Here is a 24,327-nt window from a genome sequence, read left to right as displayed (position 1 = left end):
TATCACCCTTGTCGGAGCGGCCGGCCACCACTAGGCCGTGCGGGGATCGTCGAGCGGGTAGGCGAACGTGGGCACGCCGTGCGGCATCGCACGGGCGAGGATCACCGGCTCGTTGTCGCCGATCCGGACGGTGAGCCGGAACCCGTTGCGATCGTCGGAGTTGTTCTGCGGTTCGAAAGCGACACAGGCGAATCCGGCCTCGGCGCGCGAGGCCGCGGCCAGCCGATCCAGTTCGGCGGTGACCGCCTGCCATTCGTCCTTGCCGACGTATTGGCGCATCACCGAATGCCACACCACGGTCAGCGTGCCGGGCTCCACCTCGATGCCGGCGAGGAAGTCTCGGGCCCCGGTCACGGCGATATCGACCGGGATCTTCTCCGCCAGTCGCAACGCTCCGTCGAGCCGGGCCGCACGCGCCTGCTGATCCGGCCAGACATAGGCGCGCAATGCGAGCGCGTCGCGCGGCGACAAGGGATCCAACGGCGTCGGATCGCACCCGCGTCGCTCGACGACCGTGATCCGCGGATGGCGTCGCACCGCACCGGCCAGCCACGGCGGGACCGGCCCTCGCCACGCGTCCGCGATCGTGACCGGTGAATCCTGCGGGCCCCAGCCGATATCGCCACTGTCCCACCGGAAATGGTCGGCGCGCAGGTTGAGTCCGCCGCTGGCGCCCAGCTCGAGCAGCCGGATCGGCAACGGCGTCACATCGACCGCCGCGAGCAGCCCGGCCAGCAGCGGCACGGCCCGCCCGACCTCGTTGGTCTGCGGCGGACGAGTCAGCCAGTCGCGAATCCACTCGGTCCGATCGGCCACGATCCGACGGAACGGAGCCCACGCGCCGGCGGGATCGTGAGTGCGCACCGACGCTCCCGAGCTGGGATAGAACGGAGCGAGATCGCTTGCGGCGCCGGACAATACCAGCGCGTGCACACCGGCCAGCAGGCGCAGCGGCACCGCGGAATCGAAGTCGATGTCCTCGTAGCCCTCCAGAACCGCGGCGCAGGGTCCGCGATCGTCGATATCGCGCGCGATATCGCGCAGCAGGGAGCCGTACAGCGGTGAACCGAGCTTGTCGCAGGCCTTGGCTTGCAACTCGAATTGCGATACCAGATGCATGAGTGAACTGTGCGCCGCTGCCCAGCCGTAATCAATATTGATTATGGTCAACCCATGGAGTGGATGGACACCGCCGACGCCACCGAACGGCTCGGGGTGAAGCCCGCGACCCTCTACGCCTACGTCAGCCGGGGCGTGCTGAAACGCCGCTACGACCCGGTCCGGCGGCGCAGCCTGTTCGATCCGGCCGAGATCGAGGAGCTGGCCCGGCGGGGCAAACCGCGCCGCAACCCCGCGCCGACCGAAATCGATATCGCCTCCCGCATCACCACCCTCGGCACCGACCGGCCGTATTTCCGCGGTCGCGACGCCGTCGAACTGGCCGCATCGCACAGCTTCGAGGCCGTCGCCGAATGGTTGTGGGACGCCGACCTCACCGACAGTGGACCCTGGGAACCCTCCGAGAAGGCGGTGGCAGCTGCCCGCGCGACACAGGCCGGCCTGCCCGACGGCCTGCTGCCGATCGACCGGCTGCAACTCATCGTGACCACCTTGGCCGTCGGCGACCCGCTGCGTTTCCACCGCGACCGCGCTACCGTCGTCACCATCGCGCGCGCCGCGGTCGCCGGCATGATCGAGGCGCTCCCACAACTGTCCCTCCCGGTCGGCCGCTCCGCCGCCGCGATGCTCTGGTCGCGCCTGTCGGCCACCGCACCCGCCGGAGCCGACGAATTGCGAATACTGTGCGCGGCAATGGTTCTGCTGGCCGATCACGAGCTGGCGTCCTCGACCTTCGCGGCCCGGATCGCGGCCTCGGCGCACGCCGACCCTTATGCCGTCGTCGGCTGCGGCCTGGGGGTCCTCGGTGGTCCGATGCACGGCGGCGCCTCGCTGGCGGTGGAGCGGATGCTCGCCGACATCACCGACCCCGGCGCCGTACCCAGGGCGCTGGACGAGCGTCTGCGTCGCGGTGAACGCATTCCCGGCGCCGGCCACGCCGTCTACCGATCCGGCGACGCACGCGGCACCTACCTGATGGATGCGATTCGCACGCTCGCCCCGGATCATCCGGCTCTGCTTGTCGCCGAAGCGATTTCGGCCGAGCTGCGACACCGGCGGTTGCCCGCGATCAACAGCGATTTCGGACTCGGCGTTCTCGCCACGGTATTCGGCATGATTCCCGGTGCGGGCGAAATCATCTTCGCCATCGCGCGAACGGCGGGCTGGCTGGCCCACGCGATGGAGGAGTACGAATCCGGGACCCTCATCCGCCCTCGCGCTGTCCCACGACACCGATGACATCACGAACCGACGATCGGACAGCCCTAGCCGCTAAGATTCGAGAACATCCCCGAAGCGGCACAAGACATACAGGGAGGGCAGCGATGCGAGAGGTCTTGGTCGCCGAAGTCCGGTCGGATTCAGAGCCACGGCGCAATCAGAAGGCGCGAGCGAGTGACAACTTCTCGTTCGCGTCCGTGCCGGCGGAGGCGGAAGAACTGCTCTGGCGGACCGGCCCCGGCACCGAAGTGATCAAATTCAGCGTGATGGTCGACGTCCGCGCCAACTACGACCAGCGCGTCCTCTCCAACATCGTCTCCGGCGGCAGAACCCGCATGCCACTGGAACGGAAGTCGTTGTCGCGCCGCGGTTTCTACATCGCCGACCCATCCGGCGCGACGCAGGAGTTCGTCGTGCAGGTGTATGCCCTGATCCCCGACTGAGTCGTCGACGCCGGCACCCCTGTTCCGCTAACCTCGGCGACCGTGCCCCCTTTCCCCCCGATCGACCCGTACGCCGACGGCCTGCTCGAGGTGGGCCAGGGAAATCGGGTGTACTGGTGCACCAGCGGCAACCCCGCGGGCCGGCCGGTGCTGGTGGTGCACGGCGGACCGGGCAGCGGGAGCAGTCCGGGGCCACGAAAGTCGTTCGACCCGAACGTCTTCCGCATCGTGCAGTTCGACCAGCGCGGTTGCGGCCGGAGCATTCCGAGCGCCGGCGACCCGGCCACCGACATGTCGGTGAACACCACCGAGCACCTGATCGCGGATATGGAGCGGCTGCGCACCCATCTCGGCATCGACCGCTGGCTGCTGTACGGCGGGTCCTGGGGTTCGACGCTCATCCTCGCCTACGCCGAGCGGTACCCGGAGCGGGTCACCGGGATCGTGCTGGTCGGCATCACCACCACTCGCCGCCGCGAAATCGACTGGCTGTATCGGGGTGTCGCACAGCTGCTGCCCGCCGAGTGGGAGCGATTCCGGGCCGGGCTGCCCGGCGACGGTGACCTGGTCGACGGTTACCGGCAGCTGCTGGAACACCCCGATCCGGAGGTGCGCCGCAGCGCCGCGATCGAATGGTGCCGCTGGGAAGACGCGGTGATCGCCCACGAATCCCTCGGCCGCCCAGGGCAATACAGCGCCAAGCAGGACGCGGCCATGCTCACCTTCGTCCGGATCTGCACCCACTACTTCGCGCACGCCGCGTGGCTCGACGAAGGTGTGCTGCTGCGCGAGGCCGGGCGGCTGGCCGGAATCCCCGGGGAACTGATCCACGGTCGCCTCGATCTCAGCGCGCCCCTGGAAACCGCCTGGGAGCTGGCGAAAGTCTGGCCCGACGCCCGCCTGCACGTCATCGACGACTCCGGCCACACCGGCAGCCCCGCCATGAGCGACGCGATCGCCCACGCGATTGCCCGCTTCGCATGACCCGCGGGAACTGGGTCCGCCCCCACCCCCTCCGGCTCCGACTGGGGTTCGCGGCCGGTATACCGATCACGAAGCGGCACTGACCGATATCGTCGCCGCGATCACCGGCGGGGAGCGTCGCGGCGAACCTGAACCGGACTCGGCGTCGACGCAGATGCACGCTGTGGTTCGCAATGCTCGGCAGTAGGGATTTCGGCGATCTATCGCTCCCCGAGCCGCAGGGATTGCCGCACCTTCTCGGCACGCTGGACCTCCCTGCCGTACAGCAAGCCGTAGGTGAAGGCGTTCTCCCCGGCCAGGTGCGCCTGGACGCCGAGGGTGCGCACTTCGGCGCGGGCGACGACCGCGTCCTGGTGGACGCCGAGGGATTTCTGCAACTTCTTCATGCGGCGGGCCAGCTTTTTCTTGCCGGTCGCCTCGGCCGCGTAGCGGGTGCGTTTCGCAGCCTTGCGCACCTCGTGCAGGCCGCGATCGGTGCCGAGCCGGCCGATGTCGTCGAAGGCGCGGTCGACGCGGCGGCGGGTCTTGCGCAGCCCCTTGCCCTTCTTACGGTTCAGCGGGAGTCGGTGGCTGTTTTCCAGACAGTCCAACAGTGCGAAATACCGTTCACTGTTCATCGCCTCGAGCACGTCGGTGCGGGCCGCCGACCGGCGTGGTACGAACGACTCGGTCAGCCGCCGGCGTACCTCGCCGATCACCAGTTCGTCCGGCAGCGCCCTGACCTCCGCGACGAGATGGTCGTGCAGAACCTCGAGGTCACGCATATCGCCGAGGACACCGGAGAGCCACTTCAACTCGTTGCGCAGATCTCGCGAGCCCTTGAAGGCCTGCAGAATGCTGCGCAACCGGCGACCGGCCACCCGCATCTGGTGTATCGAGTCGGGGCTGCGGCGCCGGATCAGGATATCCTGCTCGATCATCTTGTCCGCCTGCTTGCGCATATAACTCTGCAGACCCCGCTCGGGTGGACGCGGCGTCGTACGGACACCGAGGACGCGCAGCGCCTTCGGCGGCGCGTCCGTGGGCTTACCCAGTCTCTTCTCGACGCTGTCGAACACATCCGGACCACCGCCGGCCAACTCGACCTCGATCTCCTCCCACGACATCACCGACGACGACTCACCGAGCGTCTGACCCGACACGCTGTCGGCGACGATCTCCGCCGCGACGTCGCCCCGATCGTCGGACAGCCGCCATTTCCGCCGTTTCGTCCGAATATGCGCCACCGGCGCGAGCGGCCGGCCCCGGGTGATCCCCGCGAGCATGTCGGTCAGCTCCTGCGGCGCCGACTTACCCCCACGCCCCAGCGGAACCTGAATCTCCTCCCGGGTGTCCTCCCCCACCGGCAACTTCAGATGCCACCCCTCATCTTCCCCACCGGTCCGCCGCCGAAGCGTAATTCCCTTGTGCGCCAACCGCAGATCCGCGGTGTCGTGGTAGACGGCATCCAGCACCTGCTCCTCGCTCAGCGGGTCCAGGGTCATACCGGGCATGTCATCCAGCGGCACCCCACCCGTGATCGGCAACTGGTACTTCCGTTCCCTTTCGTTCACGTGCGTGGCCATATGATCCGGCTACCACGAATGGGCGGTTTTAGTCCCAAATCTCACAGCGAGCCGGACCCGTGAATGTCCCGGGCAAATGCTTGCGACACGATGTCCCCGCCACCTCCGTCCCAGCTCTGCGCGCACGGGTTTATCGTCGACGCTCTGATTCCTGGCGTTCGACCGGTCTGGCCGGGATGCGTGCCCGCCTGGCGGCCGGACGTCGCTTCGATAATCGGTCCACCGACGATCCGCCGGCACAGCACCTCGCGTCGGACGGGGCCGCCCGCCCCGGGGTACCGGCGTTATACAGGTGATTTGTTCATGACCGTGAAGGCGAGATTGAGCAAACCCACCGGCACGAAAATGCCCGCCCACCACTTCAGAGATTTCAGGCATGCGCCTTTGAGCCAGGTTTCGCTGCGCCCGTAAACTCCCGCACTCGTCGCAGCCCAAGCCAGTACGAAGCCCAGCGTTGCCACATATTGCAGGACAGTCTGAGTGGTGTCACGGAGCAACGTCGCGACAATGGTGAAAACGACGGCGACACAGAAGGCGACCGTCGCGAATTGGGTCGCGCGGACAACCTGGGTCAGCCCTGTCGCGATATCGGTCCGCCGTTCGGTGGCGATCGACTCGTAGGGTTGGTGTTCGGTCTGCACAGCTTCATCAGGCGGCGACGGGGTTCTCCACCGTGCCTCACCGAGCCGTCGCAGCCCCGCCCGTAGCTTGTCAGGCAGCAACCGAACCACCGCCAAAGGCGGTCTGGCGTAACCTCTCTCGTAGAGTAGCGTTGCGTTCGCAGGGCGCAGCCTCAGCGCTCCCACGCCGACCTCCGGCCGGTCCACGATCTTGTTTCCCCTGGTCAGCGTCTGCCAACGTTGCAGTTTCACCACCTCGTGCCCATACCGATATCTGACGCGGCGATTGTGGTGACGACAGCGCATCCACTCGCCCGGCACCCAATTGCGGCACGGTCGCCCCTTACTTGTCCGCGGATACGCGCATTGAACCGGCCACACCGACCCGCGCAGGAACCAGAGCAACACCGATACGACGGCCACGTAGACCGGAAACAACCCGCCGATCCACAGGGGCCACGGGATCGGCGACACCGAGTCCAGTTGCCTGGAAATCCACTGCAGAGTCGATGGGAGCAAAGACAGATAGTCGTTCACCAGCACCACCCCCGTCATTCACATGCCTTGTCACGCAACGACTTCGCCGATTATTCCCTACATAGACCGACTCTGTGGGGCAATCGAGATCGGACCGGTGGGCGATTCCCGTAAGTTGTCACCGGGAAGCGCTCCGTGCAGGAGGACGCCCCAGCGCGCCCCCCTTCGCCGCACACCGTCTCGGACCTGGTCGAACTGAGACGCCACTCTCACAGGCAGCTGTTCGCACCATCTCCGAGAATCGCCACCGGCAAGAACACACGGAAATACCCAGCACCGTTGGGACACGACCGCGCCGAGGCCGAATGCCGCCTTGCCAATCGTGGTATGCGCCGGCTTGGGGCATGACGCAGGATGGCCGGTTGAGCTGCGAAACCGCTCGAGCGATGGCGACGTAGGCGGCGACTTACGCTCTCGCGGCCCGTGATTCGGAGCTGCATAGCCTCCCAGGCGCCGAATCACCCCTCGGTGATTCGACCGCCGACATGGACGGTGTTGCCGTAGGCCCCGTCGGGCTGCCGAGCAAGGAGCGGCGGAACCTGGCGAGAGACCGCCGCGACCGGCTCGGAACGAGTGGTTACGTCGTGCGCGTCCTTGTCGTGCCACAGCTGGGTCAGCCAGATCGTGTCCGGGTCGTCGAACGCGGTGTTGATGCTGTAGTGGAGCAGGCCGCTGTCGTCGCCGCCGGCGCGAAATCCGGCCAGCAGCACCGCGATCAGCTCGTCGCGCCGCCCGGGCAGAGCGGTCATTCGCCCGTAGACGCTGAACATAGTCCCGCCGGACATACAACTTCACCTTTCGCCTGCCCACCCTGCGTGGAGGCTACTCCTCGACGCCATCTCGGCGACATCATGCTCGCGCCGGATGGAGGACCGGCCGCTGTAAGCCTTCGACCTAACTGGCCAGCAGGTCGAGTAGGGAGCCGAAGATGAACAGCCCCACGGCAATCCAGCGAAGAGGATGCGCCGGACGTTCGCGGTGCATGACCCAGACGATCGAACGAGTTATCGGGACCGGGAGCCAGCACACGACCGCCCAGAGCCAAGCCAGAACAGCCCCGGCACGGTGACGTTTATCGGGTTGCGTCGTCAGGTACGCCAACGGTGCGAGTATCACCAGCCCGACCGCGATCGCCATCATGAGCCCCGGCGGGTGCGACCCCACCGTCCACTGTGCGACGAGATACGTCGACGCCACGGGGAGGAGGACCGCCAGCAGGACCGAGCCGATTCGCTCCACCCGCCGGTCGACGTATTCGGCATTGCGCCACGCTGTTTTCTCGCTTCCGGCCAACGTGTCGACGAAAGCCGCTTCGACCCGGCTCTCGAAAACCTCACGGCCATGCTGACATTCCCATTTGTATACAACCGGATCCGGCCCGACGACCACGATGCCGTCGACCTCCGAGACCGGGGGCATGGCAGGTTTGCACGATGCACACATGAGCTCGCCGTCGAACGCCCCGACCAGCGAAGCCAGCAGCGACTCGTACTCCGGGGTGTCGCGTCCTCGTAGCCCGGCCGTAAGGTCCGACTTCACGCGACGCTCCAGTGTGCGCAGGCGTTCGAGTAACCGTGCCGCGTCGCGGGTGGCCGTGATCCTGTCTTTCGCTCTACTCAAACGCTTCGCCTGCCGTCTACCGAATTCGTTCAACGCGGCAGCGCCGATCAGATCGAATATCACCGGCAGGCCGGCTACGAACTGAAGACTTTTCCCGAGACGACCCCAGAAAAGAACCGAATGTCCGAGCAGAAGATTCGCTTCGGGCAGCGGACCGCGCGACCACCGCACGCACAGCTCCCACCACCAGCCGCGGAAGACCACCGCCGCGACGAGCACGAGAGCACCGCCCAACCACCATGCGCGAAGGCCGAACCGGCGTTGCTCTCGTGCAGTGTTCCCTCCGCCCACCCCTACGACGATCACCCAATTTCGGCGCGGCGTCCAGCCCGCAATTCGAAGGGCTGCGGGCAGATATCGCACACCGCACCAGTTTTACGGAGGCCGAGGTGCTTCCGGGCAACCTGGTGACGGTCGCCGGGAAATCCGGCGGCGGGCGAAAAGAACGGCTCTCAGAGCTTGACGACGATCTTGCCGGTGTGGGTGCTGGACTCCATCAGGCGGTGCGCGTCGCGGATGCTGTCGAGGCCGTCGAAAACCGCGCCGACGTGGGGGCGGAACACACCGTCGCGGATGCCGGAGGCGATCCAGTGGTTGATACGGCGGCGGCCGTCGGCGGTGACCGACAGTTCCATGTTGGCGTAGCCGAGGATTCGCAGCGGCCAGTTCATGGGCATGGCCATCGGGCGCTGATCGAGCCAGCCGTAGACGACGACCGTACCGTTATGCGCTGCGGCCGTGCTCAATTCGGCCAGGCCGGGCCCGCCGACGGCGTCGAAGATCACCTGCGCGCCGACGCCGCCGGTGATGCGGCGGGTCTCGGCCACGACATCGGTATCGGCCGAGGCGATGACGTGCGCTGCTCCGTTGTCGAGCAGGTATCGGCTCTTCTCGCCCGTCCGGGTGACCGCGATGGGGATGGCGCCGATGCGGGCAGCCGTCTGCAGTGCCGCGATACCGACGCCACTCGACGCCGCGGTGATCAGAACGTGGTCGCCCGGACGCAGGCCCCCGGTTTCGATCATGCCGCCGTATGCGGTGGAGTAGGTCAGCCAGGTGGCCGCGCCGGTGACCGCGTCGAGTCCCTCCGGACGCGGGACCACCGACTCCACCGGCAGCACCACCCGCTCGGCATAGACCCCGGCCGAGCTCATCTCGATATTCGGGCCCGTCGAGACCTTGTCTCCCACAGCGTATTCGGTGACGTCGGCGCCGACCGCCTCGATCACTCCGGAGGATTCGTAGCCGAGCCGGGATCCCGGAAGCGTCGGCAGGTAGTAGTAGGCGCCGGCCCGGAACAATGCCTCCGCCCGGTTGAGTCCGAGCGCTTCGATGCGAATGAGCACCTCCTTCGGTCCGGGCGCCGGTAGGTCGAGATTTTCGATGGTCAATACCTCGGGGTCACCGAGTTCGTGGAAGACGACGGTGCGTGCGGTAATCGCGTCGGTTGTCATGGCACTGACGCTATTCACCAGTACAGAGATGATCTATGCGTGAAAGTCTCGCGGAAATGTCCGTTCGTCTCGGTGTGAGGATTACGGCTACCATGCGGATATGGGCTTGGACGTACTCAGCGATGCCGTCACGACGATGCGAACCGGGCGTCCACACTCCTCGCGCCAGCACAAGTCCGCCCCGTGGGGAATGCGTTTCCCCGCATCGGACGGCACGGGATTCCATGTCGTCCTGCAAGGTTCGGCATGGCTGATCCTCGATAACCGCGACCCCACTCCGCTCGGTCCCGGCGATATCGTCTTCCTGCCGCACGGCCGCGGCCACGCACTGGCCAGTGACCCGACCGCGCCGCTGCGAACGGTGAATCCGCTGCCCGACGGATCGTGGCCCCCTCCCGCGCCCGACCCGCACACACCGGGCGCGCCTGTCACGCTATTACTGTGCGGCGCATATCAACTCGACCGCCGACGCGCCCATCCGCTGCTCACCGATCTGCCCGACGTGGTCCATCTACGCCCCCGAGTCGGCACGCACCGCTCCCTGCGCGCGGCGGTGGAATTGCTCGGCACCGAACTCGAGGAGTCCCAGCCCGGTTCGGACGCCATCGTGACGTCCCTGCTCGACACATTGCTGCTCTACATCCTGCGCGCCTGGTGGTTGGACACCGAGGACGACGGCACCCCTCGTAACGGCTGGGCCGCAGCCTTGGCCGATCGCCCCGTCGCCACCGCGCTGCGCGCCATCCACACCAGCCCCGAAAAGCCTTGGAGCGTAGAGGAACTCGGCGCCCTCGGCGGTCTGTCGCGCGCCGCCTTCTCCCGCCGCTTCACCGCCACGGTCGGCCGGTCACCACTCGCTTACTTGACCTGGTGGCGCATGACCCTCGCCGGCCGATTGCTCCGCTCCGACGACACCCCGTTGCACACGGTGGCCCAACGAGTCGGCTACACCTCCGAATTCGCCTTCGCCAAGGCATTCAAGCGCGAATACAACACTCCTCCGGGTCGTTATCGCGCTGCTGCACTTGGTCTGTCACGCTGACGGCCGCAACTCCGGACGGATCGCTAGTCGAAGCTGTCGTCCTCGGGTAGCTGCTGTGCTGTGGAGCGGCGCCGAACGAATTTGCCGATGATTGCGGCGACACCCGCTCCGATCGCACCACCGACCACCGCGCCCAACAGACTCTGCGGCAACGAATCCGATGGCAAGGTGCGCCACAGGAAAACGATCAGCCATGTGGCGATCAACGGATAGGTCGTGGCATAGGCGATCCGTTTGCGGTGCGGCGGAAAGCCTTTCAGCAGGGTCTGCATATCGATGCCACGCCGCGCGCAATAACGAAGCAGCAGAAGCGAGGTGAGGCTGGGGAGCACGAAGATCAGCAGTGATACCACCTCGGCATCCATCGCCGCGGCGACGATCGCGATCGCATAGCAGCCGTAGATCGTTGCGCACAGCGCCATGGTCGAGCCCCGATAGAACTCCTCGCGAGCACGCTCGTCCCCCCACGCCGGTTCATCGGGTGCTAGGAAGATGTCTTCGAATGCAGTGGTTTTGGCCATGTCCCCTCCAGATCGTCGGTCCAGAAAATGTCTTCCACCGTCGTTCCCAGCGCCCGGGCAATCCGCAGTGCGAGATAGACACTCGGCGCGTAGTCGCCCTGTTCGATCGAGATCACGGTCTGCCGGCTGACGCCGACCGTTGTCGCCAACTGCGCCTGGGTCATCCGGCACTCCCGCCGCCGCGTACGCACCGGATGCTCCCGCTGATCGCCAACCACGAAGAAATGTTAAGGATGTTTGACATCCAATGTCAAGGAAACTTGTCTTTTCGCCGCGGACCGTTCGCAGGGCGCACAACCGCGAGGTCGGTTCGACACCGTCCGGATTTGGTGGCGCGTTTCCACGAGCGCTGGACGCCACACCCTCTGGCGTCAACGTCGATGGTTGTGTCGGCCAACGCTTTTCGTCGGCAGCCAGCGTCCATCGCACGGCTCCGGCGTCGGCACGCCTCAGACCGGTCTCGGCGAGGTGATGCAGGGGTCAGTGGCCGCGCGGGCGAGTTGTCCACGCCGCCGATCCGACGGCGGACAGGGCCCCTAGGGCGGCGTCGCGCGGGCCCGTGGCTGTGGCCAGCCGCGGGCAGGCTGCCGCCTCAAGCGAGCGATGTGTCCAGCGGCGTCGCACGAACGAAGTCGACGACGACCGCAGCGAGTTCTTCGCCCTTGTCCTCCTGGAGGAAATGCCCGGCCGAGGTGATGGTCACCGGTGAATGCGCTGCGGCGCCAGGGATTTTCGACGACAGCACCTTGTCGCCGCCGCGCGTGATCGGATCCGAGTCCGAGAATGCGCACAGGAACGGCTGCTCGAATGTCTCCAGAACTTCCCACGCGGCCCGGTTCGCGGGGGCGGCAGGATCGTCCGGACTGGTCGGAACCAGGAGCGGGAACTGACGGGCGCCCTGCTTGTAGGTGTCGTCGGGGAAGGGGGCGTCGTAGGCGGCGATCACCTCGGGCGAGAGCTCGGTCCGGCAGGCACCGTTGACGATCTTCCCGGCTCGGAAGTCGGGGGTGTCCTGGCTGAAGCGCTGCCAGGCGAGGAACGCGTCGCCAGGATGGCGGTCACCGGTCGGCAAGAATGTATTCGCCGCGACCACGCGTGCGAACCGCTCGGGATGTTCACCGACCAGGCGCAGCCCGATCAATCCGCCCCAGTCCTGGCATACGAGCGTGATCCGGTCGAGGCCGATGGCTTCGACTGCCGCCCAGGTCCAGTCGACATGCGCCTGATAGGTGTAGTCGGCGCGGTCCGCCGGCTTGTCACTGCGGCCGAATCCGACGAGATCGATCGCGACCGCCCGCAGCCCCGCCGAGACCAGGACCGGGATCATCCGCCGATACAGATACGACCACGACGGTTCACCGTGCAACAGCAGCACGACCTCACCCTCGGGCGGCCCTTCGTCCAGGTAGTGCACCCGCAGCGTCGTCCCGTCGCCCGCCGGCACCTCGACGTGATGCGGTTCGAACGGGAAGCCGGGCAGGTTCTCGAAGCGTTCGTCGGGCGTCCTCAATATCCGCATGGCCCAATCCCTTCGTCGACGCTAGCTGCCGTTGCTGTACACCCGAGTCGGGTCGACCAAGACCGCTGCGCGCCGCTCCGCCGCCATCACGCGGTCGTACTCGTCCCAGTCGTCGTGTTCACCGCCGGCCGCCGTGAACACGACGCGAAGAAGCCGGCGCAACCCCTCGGCGTCGATCCACGGCTGCGGATCGTCGGGCCCGACGATCCGAGCCCGCCCCTCCACCGTCGCCCACGCCCATCCCTGCCGGAACGTGGCGCTCACCTGCGGGCGAGCGCGGAGATTCGCGAGTTTCACCTTGCCGTAGGTAACAAACCCCAGAACCGGCGCACCCGTCGAAGGATGAGCCAACAGTCCGACATTGACCAGCGTCGACTGGATGGTCTGATCGGACCTGAGGGTGGAGACGACGGCAAGCCCCTTCTCGGCCCGACCGAGTTCCACCGCCTGTTCCAATGTGGTCATCACATCTCCCGTGGTTGGATGCTCCGATCCTCGCACGGCCCATTGTGCGCTTGGCGGGATTGGGCGACCGTCGTCACGCAGATGACGGGTTTGTGCCTCGAAATGCCCGGCTTGGCGGGCTGCAGGATCGCGGGTGGGTGAATTTTCCGTGCAAACCTCGACGAGGATGCGAGAAAACTGCAAAATTCGACGAGGTTTGCACGATCAGTACACCCCAATCCCTCGCTGCTCGATGCCGCGGATCGCGAACATGACCACTTCTCCGTGGGCAGCACGGCTCCGCTGACGTAGCGCCGTGACGCGGGGCGCGGGGCGCGGTACCGCCGCGTGTGGCGGTGGCACGGGCGCGTGAGGCGGTGCCGGCCGGCGATGCTGCGGGTGCGTCACGCGGTGACGCGAGCGCGTAGCGCGAAGAGATGGGCGTTCGAATCGAAGCGGCCCAGCGTCCCGCTGTAGGCCCGTCGATTGGTTCATCCTGCCTGTCGACCTCCGGCGCGCAACGGCACACCGACGTCATGCAGGTGCCTCAGCGCCTCGCGGTACGAGGAGACCAGCCCGGTCTCGTGATACGGCACGCCGATTTCGGCACAGTAATCGCGAACGATGACCTGGGCATGCCGCAGATTCGGAGTAGGCATGCTGGGGAACAAGTGATGCTCGATCTGATAGTTCAGCCCGCCGAGGGCGATATCGGTCAACGCACCACCACGCACGTTGCGCGAGGTCAGCACCTGACGGCGCAAGTAGTCGGGCCGGTCGTCCCCGGTGAAGGTCGGCATCCCCTTGTGGTTCGGCGCGAAGATGCACCCCATGTAGAGCCCGAACAGCGCTTGGTGCACAACGAAAAACGCAAAAGCCTTGTCGGCGGGCAGAATTGCGAACAGCATGCCCAGATAGACAGCGAAGTGGCCGAAGAGCAACGCCCCCTCCACCACTCGATGCTTGACCGCCCGGCTCCGAAGCGCACGCACCCCGGCCACATGCAGATTCAACCCCTCCAGCATCAGCAGCGGGAAGAACAGAAACGCCTGCGCCCGCCCGATCAGCCGAGGCAACCCACGACTGGCCCGCGCCTGCCGCTGCGACCAAACCAAAATGTCTGGCACGACATCCGGATCCAGCTCCTCATGATTCGGATTGGCGTGATGCCGCGTGTGCTTGTCCTGCCACCACCCATACCCCAGCCCGATACCGGCATTCCCGACGATCCGCCCCATGATCTCCGTCGGACGCCGAAGCCGAAAGACCTGGCGGTGCGCGACATCGTGCATAACGAGCGCGACCTGAGCGAATACCACGGCCATGAACGCCGCGACCGTGAGCGTCCACCACGAGTCGCCGACCAGAACGAACGCCACCCAGCCGACAACGAACGCGATCCCGACGAGACTGAGCCGGATGGCGTAGTAGCCGGGGCGGCGGTCCATCAAGCCCGCGTCGGAGATACGGCGCAGCAGACGGGCGTAATCACCGTCGGCGCCGCTGCGCCGCGAGCGTGGGCGGGGGGATGACTTGGAAACCAAAGTCGGTGTCGTCATGTTTCTTCCTGGGAGCTCGGTCGGAGAGGCCACGCCCGCTGTCGATACCGACCGATCGATGTCGATCGAACACACAGCGGGATTGCGTAGGGCGGGGTGGCGATGTCGGTACCCCAAAGCTATCGGCCGAATTCTCGTTCCTTCTCAACCCTTGGTATGACACGGAATTAGGCTGCGGTGTGCTACAGGGCTCCGTCGCGGCCGAGGGTCCTCGGCACAGATGTCACTCTTTGCGGACGCACAACAGCTTTCGTGTTGCGCCCGGCGTCGGATCAAGTTGAAGCCAGGCGCGTCCGCACACCGGAGGCATACCTTTCGACGAGGTATCCGACCAGGGACGGCCGCCAGTCACGTTCTCAACCGCAGGTCGATCACCGGAACCGACGGGCAGTCGCCATCCGTCCAACAGATCAGAAGTGTTCAGCCCGTCACGCAAGGAGCGCGATGACCGACTTCCAAGTCGTACCCGACGATGTGGACACGTTCAGCGCCGCACTGCGTGATCTCGCGGGTCAGGCCGGCGCCGCAGGCACCCACGTGACGAGGTGGTTCAACCTCCCGGACGCCCACACCGGCATATTCGTCGAGGTCAAGGGGATCGTCGAGCATATCCGGCAAAACCTCGAGGACAACTACAAGCACCTGCAGACGCTGGCCGACAGTTCTGCGACCGAACTCGCCAAAGCCGCCCAGCACTCACCGACATTTTGGCGACTCGAGACACACTTCGCGCCGGAAGGACCATGCATTGAAGAGAATCGCGACATACCTCGCTATCGCTGCCATAGGGGCAGCAACCGCATGCGGAGCTACGGAAACGTCGACCACGCAGGCGACAATCGCCGACACGACGACAACTGTCCCAGCGCCGGCGACGACACAGCCAGCACCTTCGACAGAAGCACCCCAGGCATCCTCTAGCGCACCGGCGGCCACGCAAGCAGCGACGGTGCCGATGCCGAATGTGGTGTGCATGAATTTGCAGGCCGCACAGGACCTCATCCAACAAGCCGGAGTGTTCTTCTCACGAAGCAAGGACGCGACCGGAGCCGGCCGAATGCAAGTACTCGACCGCAACTGGGTTGTAGTCGCACAGACCCCTGCCGCCGGCGTCCCGATCGGTGAGGGCGACGCCGTCCTGTCGGTGGTGAAGAAGGGCGAACCGGGAGATTGCTCCTGATCAGGGCAGACTCCATGATCTCCGGCGGCGCGACGGTCTCACTGAACGGGCGATCGATGCCGGAGCGGTACACCCACGCGTCCGCCCCGACACCTAGCAAATTCGACCGACTGGCCACGCAGGCCCCGGCATCGAGCTCGCGACCCCGAAACATATTCACCCTCACCGGCGATCCACCACTGCAATCACCCGCGTCGGCGATCCCACCGGCCGGACGACCGCCGTCCCGTTTCTCGGCGATGTGCAAGCGCTAATGTTGCGCCCACAGGCGAGAACAGACCGGCGGCTCTTCGTCCGGTCGGTAGGCATTCGGCAGCCGTGGGCGTCGCGAACCTACCGCCGTGGTGGGGTCGGTGGCTGGTCGACGACAAGAACAGGACAGCGCGCGTATGGAGAGTCGGCGGTGGACGACGGTCACCGAGTCGAGCTTCGAGCACGAGCGCCGGGGGCTGGAAGCGATCCGGACGCAGTTGCCGGATGTCGATCCGTGGCTCGCCTGGTCGAATTTCACCTTCACCGCCTCGACCGGTCACATTCGCGAGGTCGATCTGCTGGTTGTCGCGCCGAACGGTGTGCATCTGATCGAGTTGAAGGATTGGAGCGGCCGGCTACACAGCCGCAACGGTGACTGGGTACAGGAACTCCAGCGCGGCGGAACCCGATATCACCGCAGCCCGCTGCACCTGGCCAATCAGAAGAGCAAGGAACTCGCCGGGCTGCTCGCATCCCACGGTGTGCGGGTCTTCGTCGGAAACGCCGTCTGTCTCACCAACCCGAACCTGCGGTTCGAACTGCCGGAGGGCGATCGCGCCAATACGCACACGGTGCGCGAGCTGATCGACCGACTCGAGAGCCCGGTGCGCGACGCCCGGCACCGCATCGACGTGCAGCGCTCGAAGGCGATCAAGAACGCGCTCGAACAGATCGGAATCCGGCGCAGCGACGCCGAATTCACGGTTGGCCCCTACCGTTTGGAACGTAAGCCGTTCGATGCGGGCGCGACCTGGCAGGACTATCTCGCCACCCACACCGAGCTGCGCGAGCCTGCTCGGGTGCGCATCTATTTGCGCGAGCGCGGTGCCGATGAAGCACAGCGCCGTTCGGTCGACGATGCCGCACGCCGGGAAGCATCGGTGCTGCGCCGCTTCACCCACCCCGGTGTGGTGCGCCTGGAACTGTTCGACCCGTCCGGCCATTCCGCCGGCCCGGCCCTGATCTTCCGGTACCACCCCGAGACCCTGCATCTGGACGAGTATCTGCTGCGCTTCGGCCACCTGCTCGACCTGTCCGATCGCATCGAACTGGTCCGCCAGCTCGCGGAAACTCTGCGGTCCGCGCATGGCGCCCGGCTGTTCCATCGAGCGCTGGCCGCACGATCCATTCACGTCCTTCCGCGGCCGGGCAGCGGTGACGCGCAGCGGTGGGGCCATCCGCGACTCCAGATTTCGGACTGGCAGACTGCGACCCAGCGCTCGCAGGCCACCGGCGCCACCATGACCAGACATGCCCCCACCGCGTTGTCGGCGATACATCTGGGGTCGTCCGCCGATGTGTACCTGGCTCCCGAGTTGCAGGCGGTCGCCCCCGATCCGATCGCGATGGATGTCTACGGGCTCGGAATGCTGACCTATCTGCTGGTGACCGGAAAGCCACCGGCGGGCAGTCAAGCGGAGCTGCTGGCCCAGTTCGAGGCCGGCAAGGATCTGCGACCGAGTGCGCTGGTCGACAACCTGGTGCTTGATATCGATCTGCTCATCGCGACGGCGACGGCGTATCAGCCGAGCAAGCGACTGTCGTCGATGGACGAATTCCTCGAAGTGCTCGAAGACGTCGAGGACGCGCTCACCACCCCGGACGAGCCGGATCCCGAGCCGGACAAGGACCCACTGGAAGCCGTTCCGGGCGATGTTCTCGGCGGCCGGTGGCTGGTGCGCCGCCGTCTCGGCACCGGTTCCACGAGCCGCGCGCTACTGGTGCGCGATCTGCAGGCCGAGGACAAACAGCGCGGCACGAAAGCCTATGTGGTGCTGAAGATCGCGCTGGCGCCGGAGCGCACGGAGGTCCTCGAGAGGGAAGCCGCCGTCCTGCGCGGCATCCGCCGCCATTCCGGCGTGATCAACCTCGTCGATCCGGGCATGATCACGCTCGCCGGCCGCACCGCCCTGGTACTCGAATATGTCGGCAACGAACAGGGCCTCGACAACAATACGGACGGGCGCACCGAGGAGACGGTGGCCCGCGAGCTCCGCGACAACGGTCGGCTCCAGCTCGGCCGCCTCGAAACCTACAGCGACTACCTGTTCGGCGCCGTCGATTTCCTCGAGGGCGAGGGCGTCTGGCACCGCGACATCAAGCCGGACAATATCGCGATCCGGGTGCGCCCCAACCGAACCCGCGAACTGGTCCTCATCGACTTCTCCCTGGCCGGCTATCCCGCCAAGCACGCCGACGCGGGCACCGACGGCTATCTGGACCCGTTCATCGGCACCCTGCTGCGTTCGTCCTACGACGCACACGCCGAGCGGTACGCCCTCGCGGTCACACTGCACGAGATGGCATCGGGCGAACTCCCGCGCTGGGGCGACGGCAGTGTGCTGCCGCGGCAACTGGACGCCAAGGAGTTCCAGTACCCGCAGGTGGCGGCCGAGGCATTCGATGCGGCGGTGCGCGAGGACCTGGTGGCGTTCTTCCGCAAGGCCCTGCATCGCGATGTGGCGCAACGGTTCCCGGAACTGAAGCCGATGCGCGACGCCTGGCGCAAGATCTTCCTCGACATGTCCCGCTCGGTGCCCTCGCGTCCGCTCAGCGACCATCCGGTGGTCGATGATGTCGATGACACCACCCCGGAGCAGCAGCGGTTGCTGATCGCCGAGCAGGCGACCCGCGACACGCACCTGTCCCAGGCCGGTCTGACCGCCGCATCCGAACAGTTCCTTTACGGTCTGGGCGTCACGACAGTCGGTGAACTGCTGGACTACGGCCGCACCCGCCTGATCAACGCCCCCGGCCTGGGTGTGCGCGCCCGGCGCGAAATTCAGGAACGGGTGAAGGAGTGGGCCAAGCGGCTCGGCAAACGGGAGCCGGCACCGCTCACACCGGAGGCCCGCAAGGAAGCGAAAGCGGAAATCAGTGCCGCTCGAGCGGAGTCGACCGCCGGGATGATGCGCACCCTGAGCCTGGACACTCTCGCCGCGCGGTTCGTTCCGGAGCTCAACAAGGACGAGTCGAACTCCAGCAAGGTCGACGCGGTGGCGCGCCTGCTCCGCATTCCGGGTTCCGGCGATCTACCGGAGCTGGACATGTGGCCCACTCAGACCGCGGTGGCGCAGACTCTGGACCTCACCGGCGGCCGGGTCGCACAACTGCTGCGCGCCCAGCGCCAGCTCTGGAAGAAGGACCCCGCGGTCCAGAATCTGCGTACCCAGGTGCTGGAACTGCTCGAGGGGTTCGGCCGGGTCGCCGCCGCCACCGAGGTCGCCGATGCTCTGGTGACCAGGCTGGGCACCCGCCTGCTGGATCGAAACGACCGTCGCGCACTCGGTTTGGCCGCGGTGCGTGTGATCACCGAGGTCGAACAGTTCGTCCCCGACGAGGCTGCGATCCTGGTCGCGCAGAAACGCGAGAAGGGCCTCGATCCCGTCGTCGTCCTGGCGTTGGAGGTCGGCGACGACACCGACCCGGACACTCCGGGTGCGCGGGCGCTCACCAATTACGCGCTGAAACTCGGTGAGGCCGCCGACGTACTGGCCCGGCACGAATCGGTCCCCACCGCCGCAGTGGTGCTGGAACGGCTCGTCACGGTCGAACGACCGCCCGGCCGCTCCACCGTGGACGAGCGCCGCCTGGTGCAGCTGGCCGCGGCGTCCTCCCGCACGGCCGCGGTCACGCCGCGCCTCGAGATCTACCCGCGTGATCTGCGGCTGGAGCGCGCAATTCGCCTCACCCAGGCCGGCCTCTACGTCCCCTCCGACCTGCCCCGCGAGAAGCAGGCGGGACTGCGCGCGGAGACCGTGTTCGAGCGAATTCTTGCCCGTTTCCCCGAACTCGTCATCGCCGGCAGCGACCGCAAACTGCCGACCCCGGAATTGACCAAGGCACTGAACGACGCAGGTTTCGACCTGGTCGTCGCCACCAACGCCGACACCCGGGAACCGCGCTACATCCCGAAACATCTCGACCGCGCCAGCAGCTACACCGCCCACACCCCGCGCTGGTCCACGGCCACCACCTCACAGTTCGCCGACACCTACTCCGACGATCCCGATCTGGCGAAAGCCGCACGGGCGGAAGAATTTCTGGCCGGTGCAGCGATCCGCGAGGGGTTCCGTGTGCTCACCTGCCCCACCGCTCCCCCGCACTCCACGCCGGACGCCATCCGCGAGCTGCGCGACCGGTTCGGCGCGAACCCCATCTCGGTGACCGCACTGTTCCTGGCGAATATGCACGACCTCGTACCACCGGGCCGTAAACCCACTTGGTCGACGATCCTGCGTGCCGATATCGCCGAATCGGGCAGCAAGGCCGCACTGAAGTTCTCCGAATACGCCCGCACCGCGTGGGGCCGAGTCGAAAAGGAACTGGGCGCCTCGATCCGCACCGACGGACCGCTGCTGTTGCACGACACCCTGTTGTTCGCCCGCTACGACGCCATGGGTGTCCTGGCCCGCCTCGCCGAACGATCCCGCCGCGGCGCAGGAACCTTGTGGTTGCTGTGCCCGCAAGCCGACCCGTCCCGCCCACCGCATTTGGGCCCCACCGCTGTGCCCTACCAATCCGCCCTCAACGAGTGGATCCCGCTACCGCAGTCGTGGACCAGCAACAAGCACCGCGCCCCCGCCACAACCGAATCAGGAGCCCAGCAATGATCGACCGCGCCGCCCTACTGTCCGACCTCAAGAAACAGGTCAGCGCGGCCGAAACCGATCTCCACCAACAGCTGCGCGTGCTGGACGAGGTGAAAAGCCGCCTCCACGACGAATATTCGACGGCATTCAAACTCAAGCGCACCGCCGCCACCGAAAGCACCTGGCTCAAGGAACGAGTCACCCAGGTAGCGGTCGCGTGGATCCTCGGCACCGTCTTCGTCCGCTTCTGCGAAGACAACGAACTCATCGCCGAGCCCTACCTCACCGGACCCACCGACGACCGCCGAGAACTCGCCCAGGCCCGCTACGAGGCCTACGTCGAATCCGACCCCGACCCCACCTACCGCGGCTGGCTGCACCGCGCCTTCGCCGAACTCGGCGCAGGGCAGGCCGGAAAACTCCTGTTAGATCCGGCACACAACGCCCTTTACCAAATTCCGCTGTCCCACGACGGCGCGCGCGAACTCATCGAATTCTGGCGTGAGCGCGACGAATCAGGTGCGCTGATTCACGACTTCACCGATCCGCTCGACGACGAAGGCATCAACGGGTGGGACACCCGCTTCCTCGGCGACCTGTACCAAGACCTGTCCGAAGACATCCGCAAGAACTACGCCCTACTGCAGACACCGGAGTTTGTTGAAGAGTTCATTCTCGATCGGACTCTCACGCCTGCGATCGGCGAATTCGGTTACGAGGAAATCAAACTCATCGATCCGACGTGCGGATCGGGGCACTTCGTCCTCGGCGCGTTCCGACGCCTCACTAAACTGTGGGCCGAAGAACAGCCCACCAAGGACCGTCACGAACGCGTCCGGGCTGCACTCGATTCCGTACACGGGGTCGATCTCAACCCCTTCGCGATCGCCATCGCTCGCTTCCGGCTCCTGGTGGCGGCGATGGCGGCAGCGAACGTACGCACGCTCACTGCCGCTGCGGGGTACGAGTGGCCCATCAAGCTTGCCGTCGGTGACTCGCTGATCAAGGCGCGGCAACTCGAGCTCTCGCTGGTAGGTGATCAGGGCGACCCTCTCGCTGAGTTCTCTTACGCCACCGAGGATGTGCAGGACTATCCGGGGATTTTGGAGCCTGGGCGGTATCACGTAGTGGTAGGAAATCCGCCGTACATCACGGTGAAGGACAAGAATCTCAATGAGATTTACCGCAGACTGTACAACGCATGTTCAGGTAAGTACGCCTTGTCAGTTCCCTTCGCGCAGCGATTCTTCGAGCTGGCGAGCACGGGCGGGACCGACGGAAACGGCTATGGTCGAGTCGGACAGATAACCGCAAACTCATTCATGAAGCGCGAGTTTGGAAATAAACTCATCACGGAGTTTTTTGGCCGGACCGTCGAACTCACAGAGGTAATCGACACCTCCGGCGCCTACATCCCAGGCCATGGCACCCCGACAGTGATTCTCATCGGTACACCGCGCTCTGGGAAGGACCGATCAACCTCGATCCGCACTGTACGTAGCGTACAGGGCGAACCCAAGGCACCGGAGAACCCCGAGAACGGACTGGTGTGGCGAGCAATCGTGGATCAGATCGAAACTGCACCCAGCACAAGCCAGTGGGTGTCCGTCGACAACCTGGATCGAGATAGATACTTCAGCAAACAACCATGGATACTAGTCGACGGCGGACAAGAACTGGTCGACGAGCTTGACAAAAGTAGCGCTGCCAACCTTGGCGCACAGTCATCAGCGATCGGAATGACAGCGCTAACGCTCGAGGACGAAGCATTCTTGCTTCCGACCCACTTCTCGAAGAGAATTAATGTCGATGCAGATTGCGTATATCTCGTAAACGGTGACGAAGTTCGAGACTTTGCTATCAATTCACCACAAAATGTGATCATGACGCGCGAGTGGAGCGGCGAGGAACGAACCTTGCAGTCAGCAACGCTGCGTTACTTTTGGCCATACCGAACAAACCTCAGTCGCCGCCTATACTTCGGACAGACTCCCTTACAACGTGGATTACGCTGGTTCGATCTGGGAATGTACTTTCCGGAACGGCATCGTAGCGCGCTAGCGATCCCATTCGCGTTCGTTTCGACGCACAACCATTTCGTACTGGATCGAGGCGGAAAGGTGTTTAAGCAGTCCGCTCCAGTAATCAAGTTGCCGGACGGAGCAAGCGAGGAGGAGCATCTGCGCCTACTCGGACTGCTCAACAGTTCCACCGCCTGCTTCTGGCTCAAGATGGTGAGCCACAGCAAAGGCAATGCAACCGCAGCTAGTGGAATACCCGATCAACCGTGGTCATGGAACTATGAATTCACCGGCACAAAGCTGGAAGAGTTCCCGCTCCCGGGCACCATTGACAGTCGGATAGCGAGGGAGATCGACCAACTTTCCCAAGAACTTGCAGCCACGTCTCCTGCAATCGTAGTATCCAGTGAGATCCCCACAGCTAACTCACTCCGGGCAGCCAGAAACGAGTGGGAGAGCATTCGAGGGAGGCTGGCTGCCCTGCAGGAAGAGTTGGACTGGCAGTCTTATGCAATGTACGGACTCATCGACGAATCATTAACAGCCCTCTCGGATGAGCTCCCCCCAATCTCGCCCTCCGAACGTGCATTCGCTATTGTGCTCGCTCGAAAAATCGAGCGAGGCCTGGCCACATCCAGTTGGTTCACACACCACAATCACCGATTCGCTCCGATTACGGAAATACCAGCTCACTGGCCGAACTCCTACAAGCAGATCGTCCAACGACGTTTAGATTCAATCGAGTCCATACGAGCGATTGGAATGATCGAGCAGCCGGACTACAAACGGCGATGGGCAACCGAAGGTTGGGATGTCCTACAAGACAAGGCACTACGGTCCTGGCTCCTCGACCGAATGGAGTCCCGCAATCTCTGGTTCGGCGATAACGACCAGCCTCAGCTCCTCACTCTCGCCCGCCTTACCGATCTCCTGGCAGCCGACGAGGATTTCGTCTCGGTCGCGGCCCTGTACTCCCTCCGCACTGACCTGGCACAGGTAGTCGCCGACCTCATCACCGACCAACATGTACCGTTCATCTCCGCCCTGCGCTACAAGCCCTCCGGCCTGAAGAAGCGCCAGGACTGGGAACGCGTCTGGAACATGCAGCGTCAAGAGGACGCAATGCCGGACGGCCACGAGAAGAACGAGTTCCGCAAGTCCATCCCCATCCCTCCCAAGTACACCTCCGCGGACTTCCTACGCACATCCTTCTGGCAGGCACGCGGCAAACTGGACGTCTCGAAGGAACGCTTCATCTCTTACGGCTCAACCAACGCCGCCACCCCCGACCTCTACGGCTGGGCCGGCTGGGACCACCGCCAACAGGCGATGGCAATCGCAATCCACCTCGCCGAACACAACCTGTCGACAGAGGAGATCACCCCATTCCTCGCCGGCCTGCTGGAACTCCAACCATGGCTAGACCAGTGGCACAACGACATCGACCCAAACTTCGGCATCTCCCCAGCCGAATTCCTGAGCGGCGACCGCCGAGAACGACAGGCCGAACACGGACTAACCGACGACGACCTACGCAACTGGCGTCCCCAACCGACCACACGAAAACGAACCCCGAGGACGTGGTAGCCGCCGTCCGAATCTCACGGCGCGGGAACGGCTTCGGAGTCAGACCA

At 65.3% G+C, this 24,327-nt stretch carries 19 protein-coding genes; 8 read left to right on the top strand and 11 right to left on the bottom strand.

The features are described from left to right. Window positions 1–30: 30 nt before the first annotated feature. Window positions 31–1,119: a DUF2332 domain-containing protein gene (locus tag NK1_RS09385; protein WP_063008160.1), complete on the bottom strand. Its 1,089-nt coding sequence runs from the start codon at window positions 1,117–1,119 to the stop codon at window positions 31–33. 54 nt (window positions 1,120–1,173) lie between these two features. On the opposite strand from NK1_RS09385, the gene NK1_RS09380 reads away from it, so the two are divergent. The 3 genes from NK1_RS09380 to pip all read left to right on the top strand — a co-directional run bounded on the left by NK1_RS09380 (window position 1,174) and on the right by pip (window position 3,767). Continuing rightward, window positions 1,174–2,358, top strand: a complete 1,185-nt coding sequence (locus NK1_RS09380; protein ID WP_063008159.1) for a citrate synthase — start codon at window positions 1,174–1,176, stop codon at window positions 2,356–2,358. Window positions 2,359–2,444: 86 nt separating this feature from the next. After that, window positions 2,445–2,783: a hypothetical protein gene (locus tag NK1_RS09375; protein ID WP_063008158.1), complete on the top strand. Its 339-nt coding sequence runs from the start codon at window positions 2,445–2,447 to the stop codon at window positions 2,781–2,783. A gap of 42 nt (window positions 2,784–2,825) precedes the next feature. Further along, on the top strand, window positions 2,826–3,767 hold the full coding sequence (gene pip, locus NK1_RS09370; RefSeq protein WP_063008157.1) for a prolyl aminopeptidase: 942 nt from the start codon (window positions 2,826–2,828) through the stop codon (window positions 3,765–3,767). Window positions 3,768–3,967: 200 nt separating this feature from the next. On the opposite strand, the gene NK1_RS09365 is transcribed toward pip, so the two are convergent. The 5 genes from NK1_RS09365 to NK1_RS09345 all read right to left on the bottom strand — a co-directional run bounded on the left by NK1_RS09365 (window position 3,968) and on the right by NK1_RS09345 (window position 9,563). Then, window positions 3,968–5,332: a CYTH and CHAD domain-containing protein gene (locus tag NK1_RS09365; RefSeq protein WP_063008156.1), complete on the bottom strand. Its 1,365-nt coding sequence runs from the start codon at window positions 5,330–5,332 to the stop codon at window positions 3,968–3,970. A gap of 284 nt (window positions 5,333–5,616) precedes the next feature. Continuing rightward, a complete protein-coding gene (locus tag NK1_RS34355) occupies window positions 5,617–6,489 on the bottom strand; it encodes a hypothetical protein (RefSeq protein WP_157104175.1) in 873 nt (290 codons plus the stop codon). A 458-nt stretch (window positions 6,490–6,947) separates the two neighbouring features. Further along, the gene (locus NK1_RS09355) at window positions 6,948–7,274 is read right to left on the bottom strand and encodes a putative quinol monooxygenase (RefSeq protein WP_084460725.1); all 327 of its coding nucleotides are present in this window, start codon (window positions 7,272–7,274) and stop codon (window positions 6,948–6,950) included. 109 nt (window positions 7,275–7,383) lie between these two features. Next, complete coding sequence (locus NK1_RS09350) at window positions 7,384–8,328, bottom strand: hypothetical protein (RefSeq protein WP_063008153.1); 945 nt, start codon at window positions 8,326–8,328, stop codon at window positions 7,384–7,386. 233 nt (window positions 8,329–8,561) lie between these two features. Then, window positions 8,562–9,563, bottom strand: a complete 1,002-nt coding sequence (locus NK1_RS09345; RefSeq protein WP_063008152.1) for a zinc-dependent alcohol dehydrogenase family protein — start codon at window positions 9,561–9,563, stop codon at window positions 8,562–8,564. 100 nt (window positions 9,564–9,663) lie between these two features. Between NK1_RS09345 and NK1_RS09340 the strand changes: the two genes are divergently transcribed. Continuing rightward, on the top strand, window positions 9,664–10,605 hold the full coding sequence (locus NK1_RS09340) for an AraC family transcriptional regulator (RefSeq protein WP_245660409.1): 942 nt from the start codon (window positions 9,664–9,666) through the stop codon (window positions 10,603–10,605). Between the two features lie 23 nt (window positions 10,606–10,628). On the opposite strand, the gene NK1_RS09335 is transcribed toward NK1_RS09340, so the two are convergent. From NK1_RS09335 to NK1_RS09315, 5 genes are all read right to left on the bottom strand, one after another. Continuing rightward, window positions 10,629–11,126, bottom strand: coding sequence for a hypothetical protein (locus NK1_RS09335; protein ID WP_157104174.1), 498 nt, complete (start codon window positions 11,124–11,126; stop codon window positions 10,629–10,631). Next, a complete protein-coding gene (locus NK1_RS09330; RefSeq protein WP_063008150.1) occupies window positions 11,090–11,344 on the bottom strand; it encodes a helix-turn-helix transcriptional regulator in 255 nt (84 codons plus the stop codon). The genes NK1_RS09335 and NK1_RS09330 overlap by 37 nt, the downstream gene beginning before the upstream one ends. Window positions 11,345–11,718: 374 nt before the next feature. Beyond that, a complete protein-coding gene (locus NK1_RS09325) occupies window positions 11,719–12,645 on the bottom strand; it encodes a haloalkane dehalogenase (protein ID WP_063008149.1) in 927 nt (308 codons plus the stop codon). A gap of 21 nt (window positions 12,646–12,666) precedes the next feature. Then, window positions 12,667–13,110, bottom strand: a complete 444-nt coding sequence (locus NK1_RS09320) for a TIGR03618 family F420-dependent PPOX class oxidoreductase (RefSeq protein WP_063008148.1) — start codon at window positions 13,108–13,110, stop codon at window positions 12,667–12,669. 470 nt (window positions 13,111–13,580) lie between these two features. Continuing rightward, on the bottom strand, window positions 13,581–14,648 hold the full coding sequence (locus NK1_RS09315) for a fatty acid desaturase family protein (protein WP_063008147.1): 1,068 nt from the start codon (window positions 14,646–14,648) through the stop codon (window positions 13,581–13,583). 444 nt (window positions 14,649–15,092) lie between these two features. On the opposite strand from NK1_RS09315, the gene NK1_RS35615 reads away from it, so the two are divergent. The 4 genes from NK1_RS35615 to pglX all read left to right on the top strand — a co-directional run bounded on the left by NK1_RS35615 (window position 15,093) and on the right by pglX (window position 24,280). After that, complete coding sequence (locus NK1_RS35615; RefSeq protein ID WP_157104173.1) at window positions 15,093–15,569, top strand: hypothetical protein; 477 nt, start codon at window positions 15,093–15,095, stop codon at window positions 15,567–15,569. 52 nt (window positions 15,570–15,621) lie between these two features. Then, window positions 15,622–15,828, top strand: a complete 207-nt coding sequence (locus NK1_RS35610; RefSeq protein WP_245660408.1) for a calcium-binding protein — start codon at window positions 15,622–15,624, stop codon at window positions 15,826–15,828. A 389-nt stretch (window positions 15,829–16,217) separates the two neighbouring features. Beyond that, window positions 16,218–20,693 carry a BREX system serine/threonine kinase PglW gene (gene pglW, locus NK1_RS09300; RefSeq protein ID WP_063008144.1) on the top strand — a complete coding sequence of 1,492 codons (4,476 nt, stop codon included), beginning with the start codon at window positions 16,218–16,220 and terminating at the stop codon, window positions 20,691–20,693. Then, complete coding sequence (gene pglX / locus NK1_RS09295; RefSeq protein WP_063008143.1) at window positions 20,690–24,280, top strand: BREX-2 system adenine-specific DNA-methyltransferase PglX; 3,591 nt, start codon at window positions 20,690–20,692, stop codon at window positions 24,278–24,280. The genes pglW and pglX overlap by 4 nt, the downstream gene beginning before the upstream one ends. Window positions 24,281–24,327 lie beyond the last annotated feature (47 nt).

It is taken from the genome of Nocardia kruczakiae NBRC 101016 (genome assembly GCF_001612965.1).
GTDB lineage: Bacteria > Actinomycetota > Actinomycetes > Mycobacteriales > Mycobacteriaceae > Nocardia > Nocardia kruczakiae.
The sequence above is the reverse complement of the archived record's forward strand: the minus strand, read 5'-3'. Positions and strand labels throughout refer to the sequence as shown.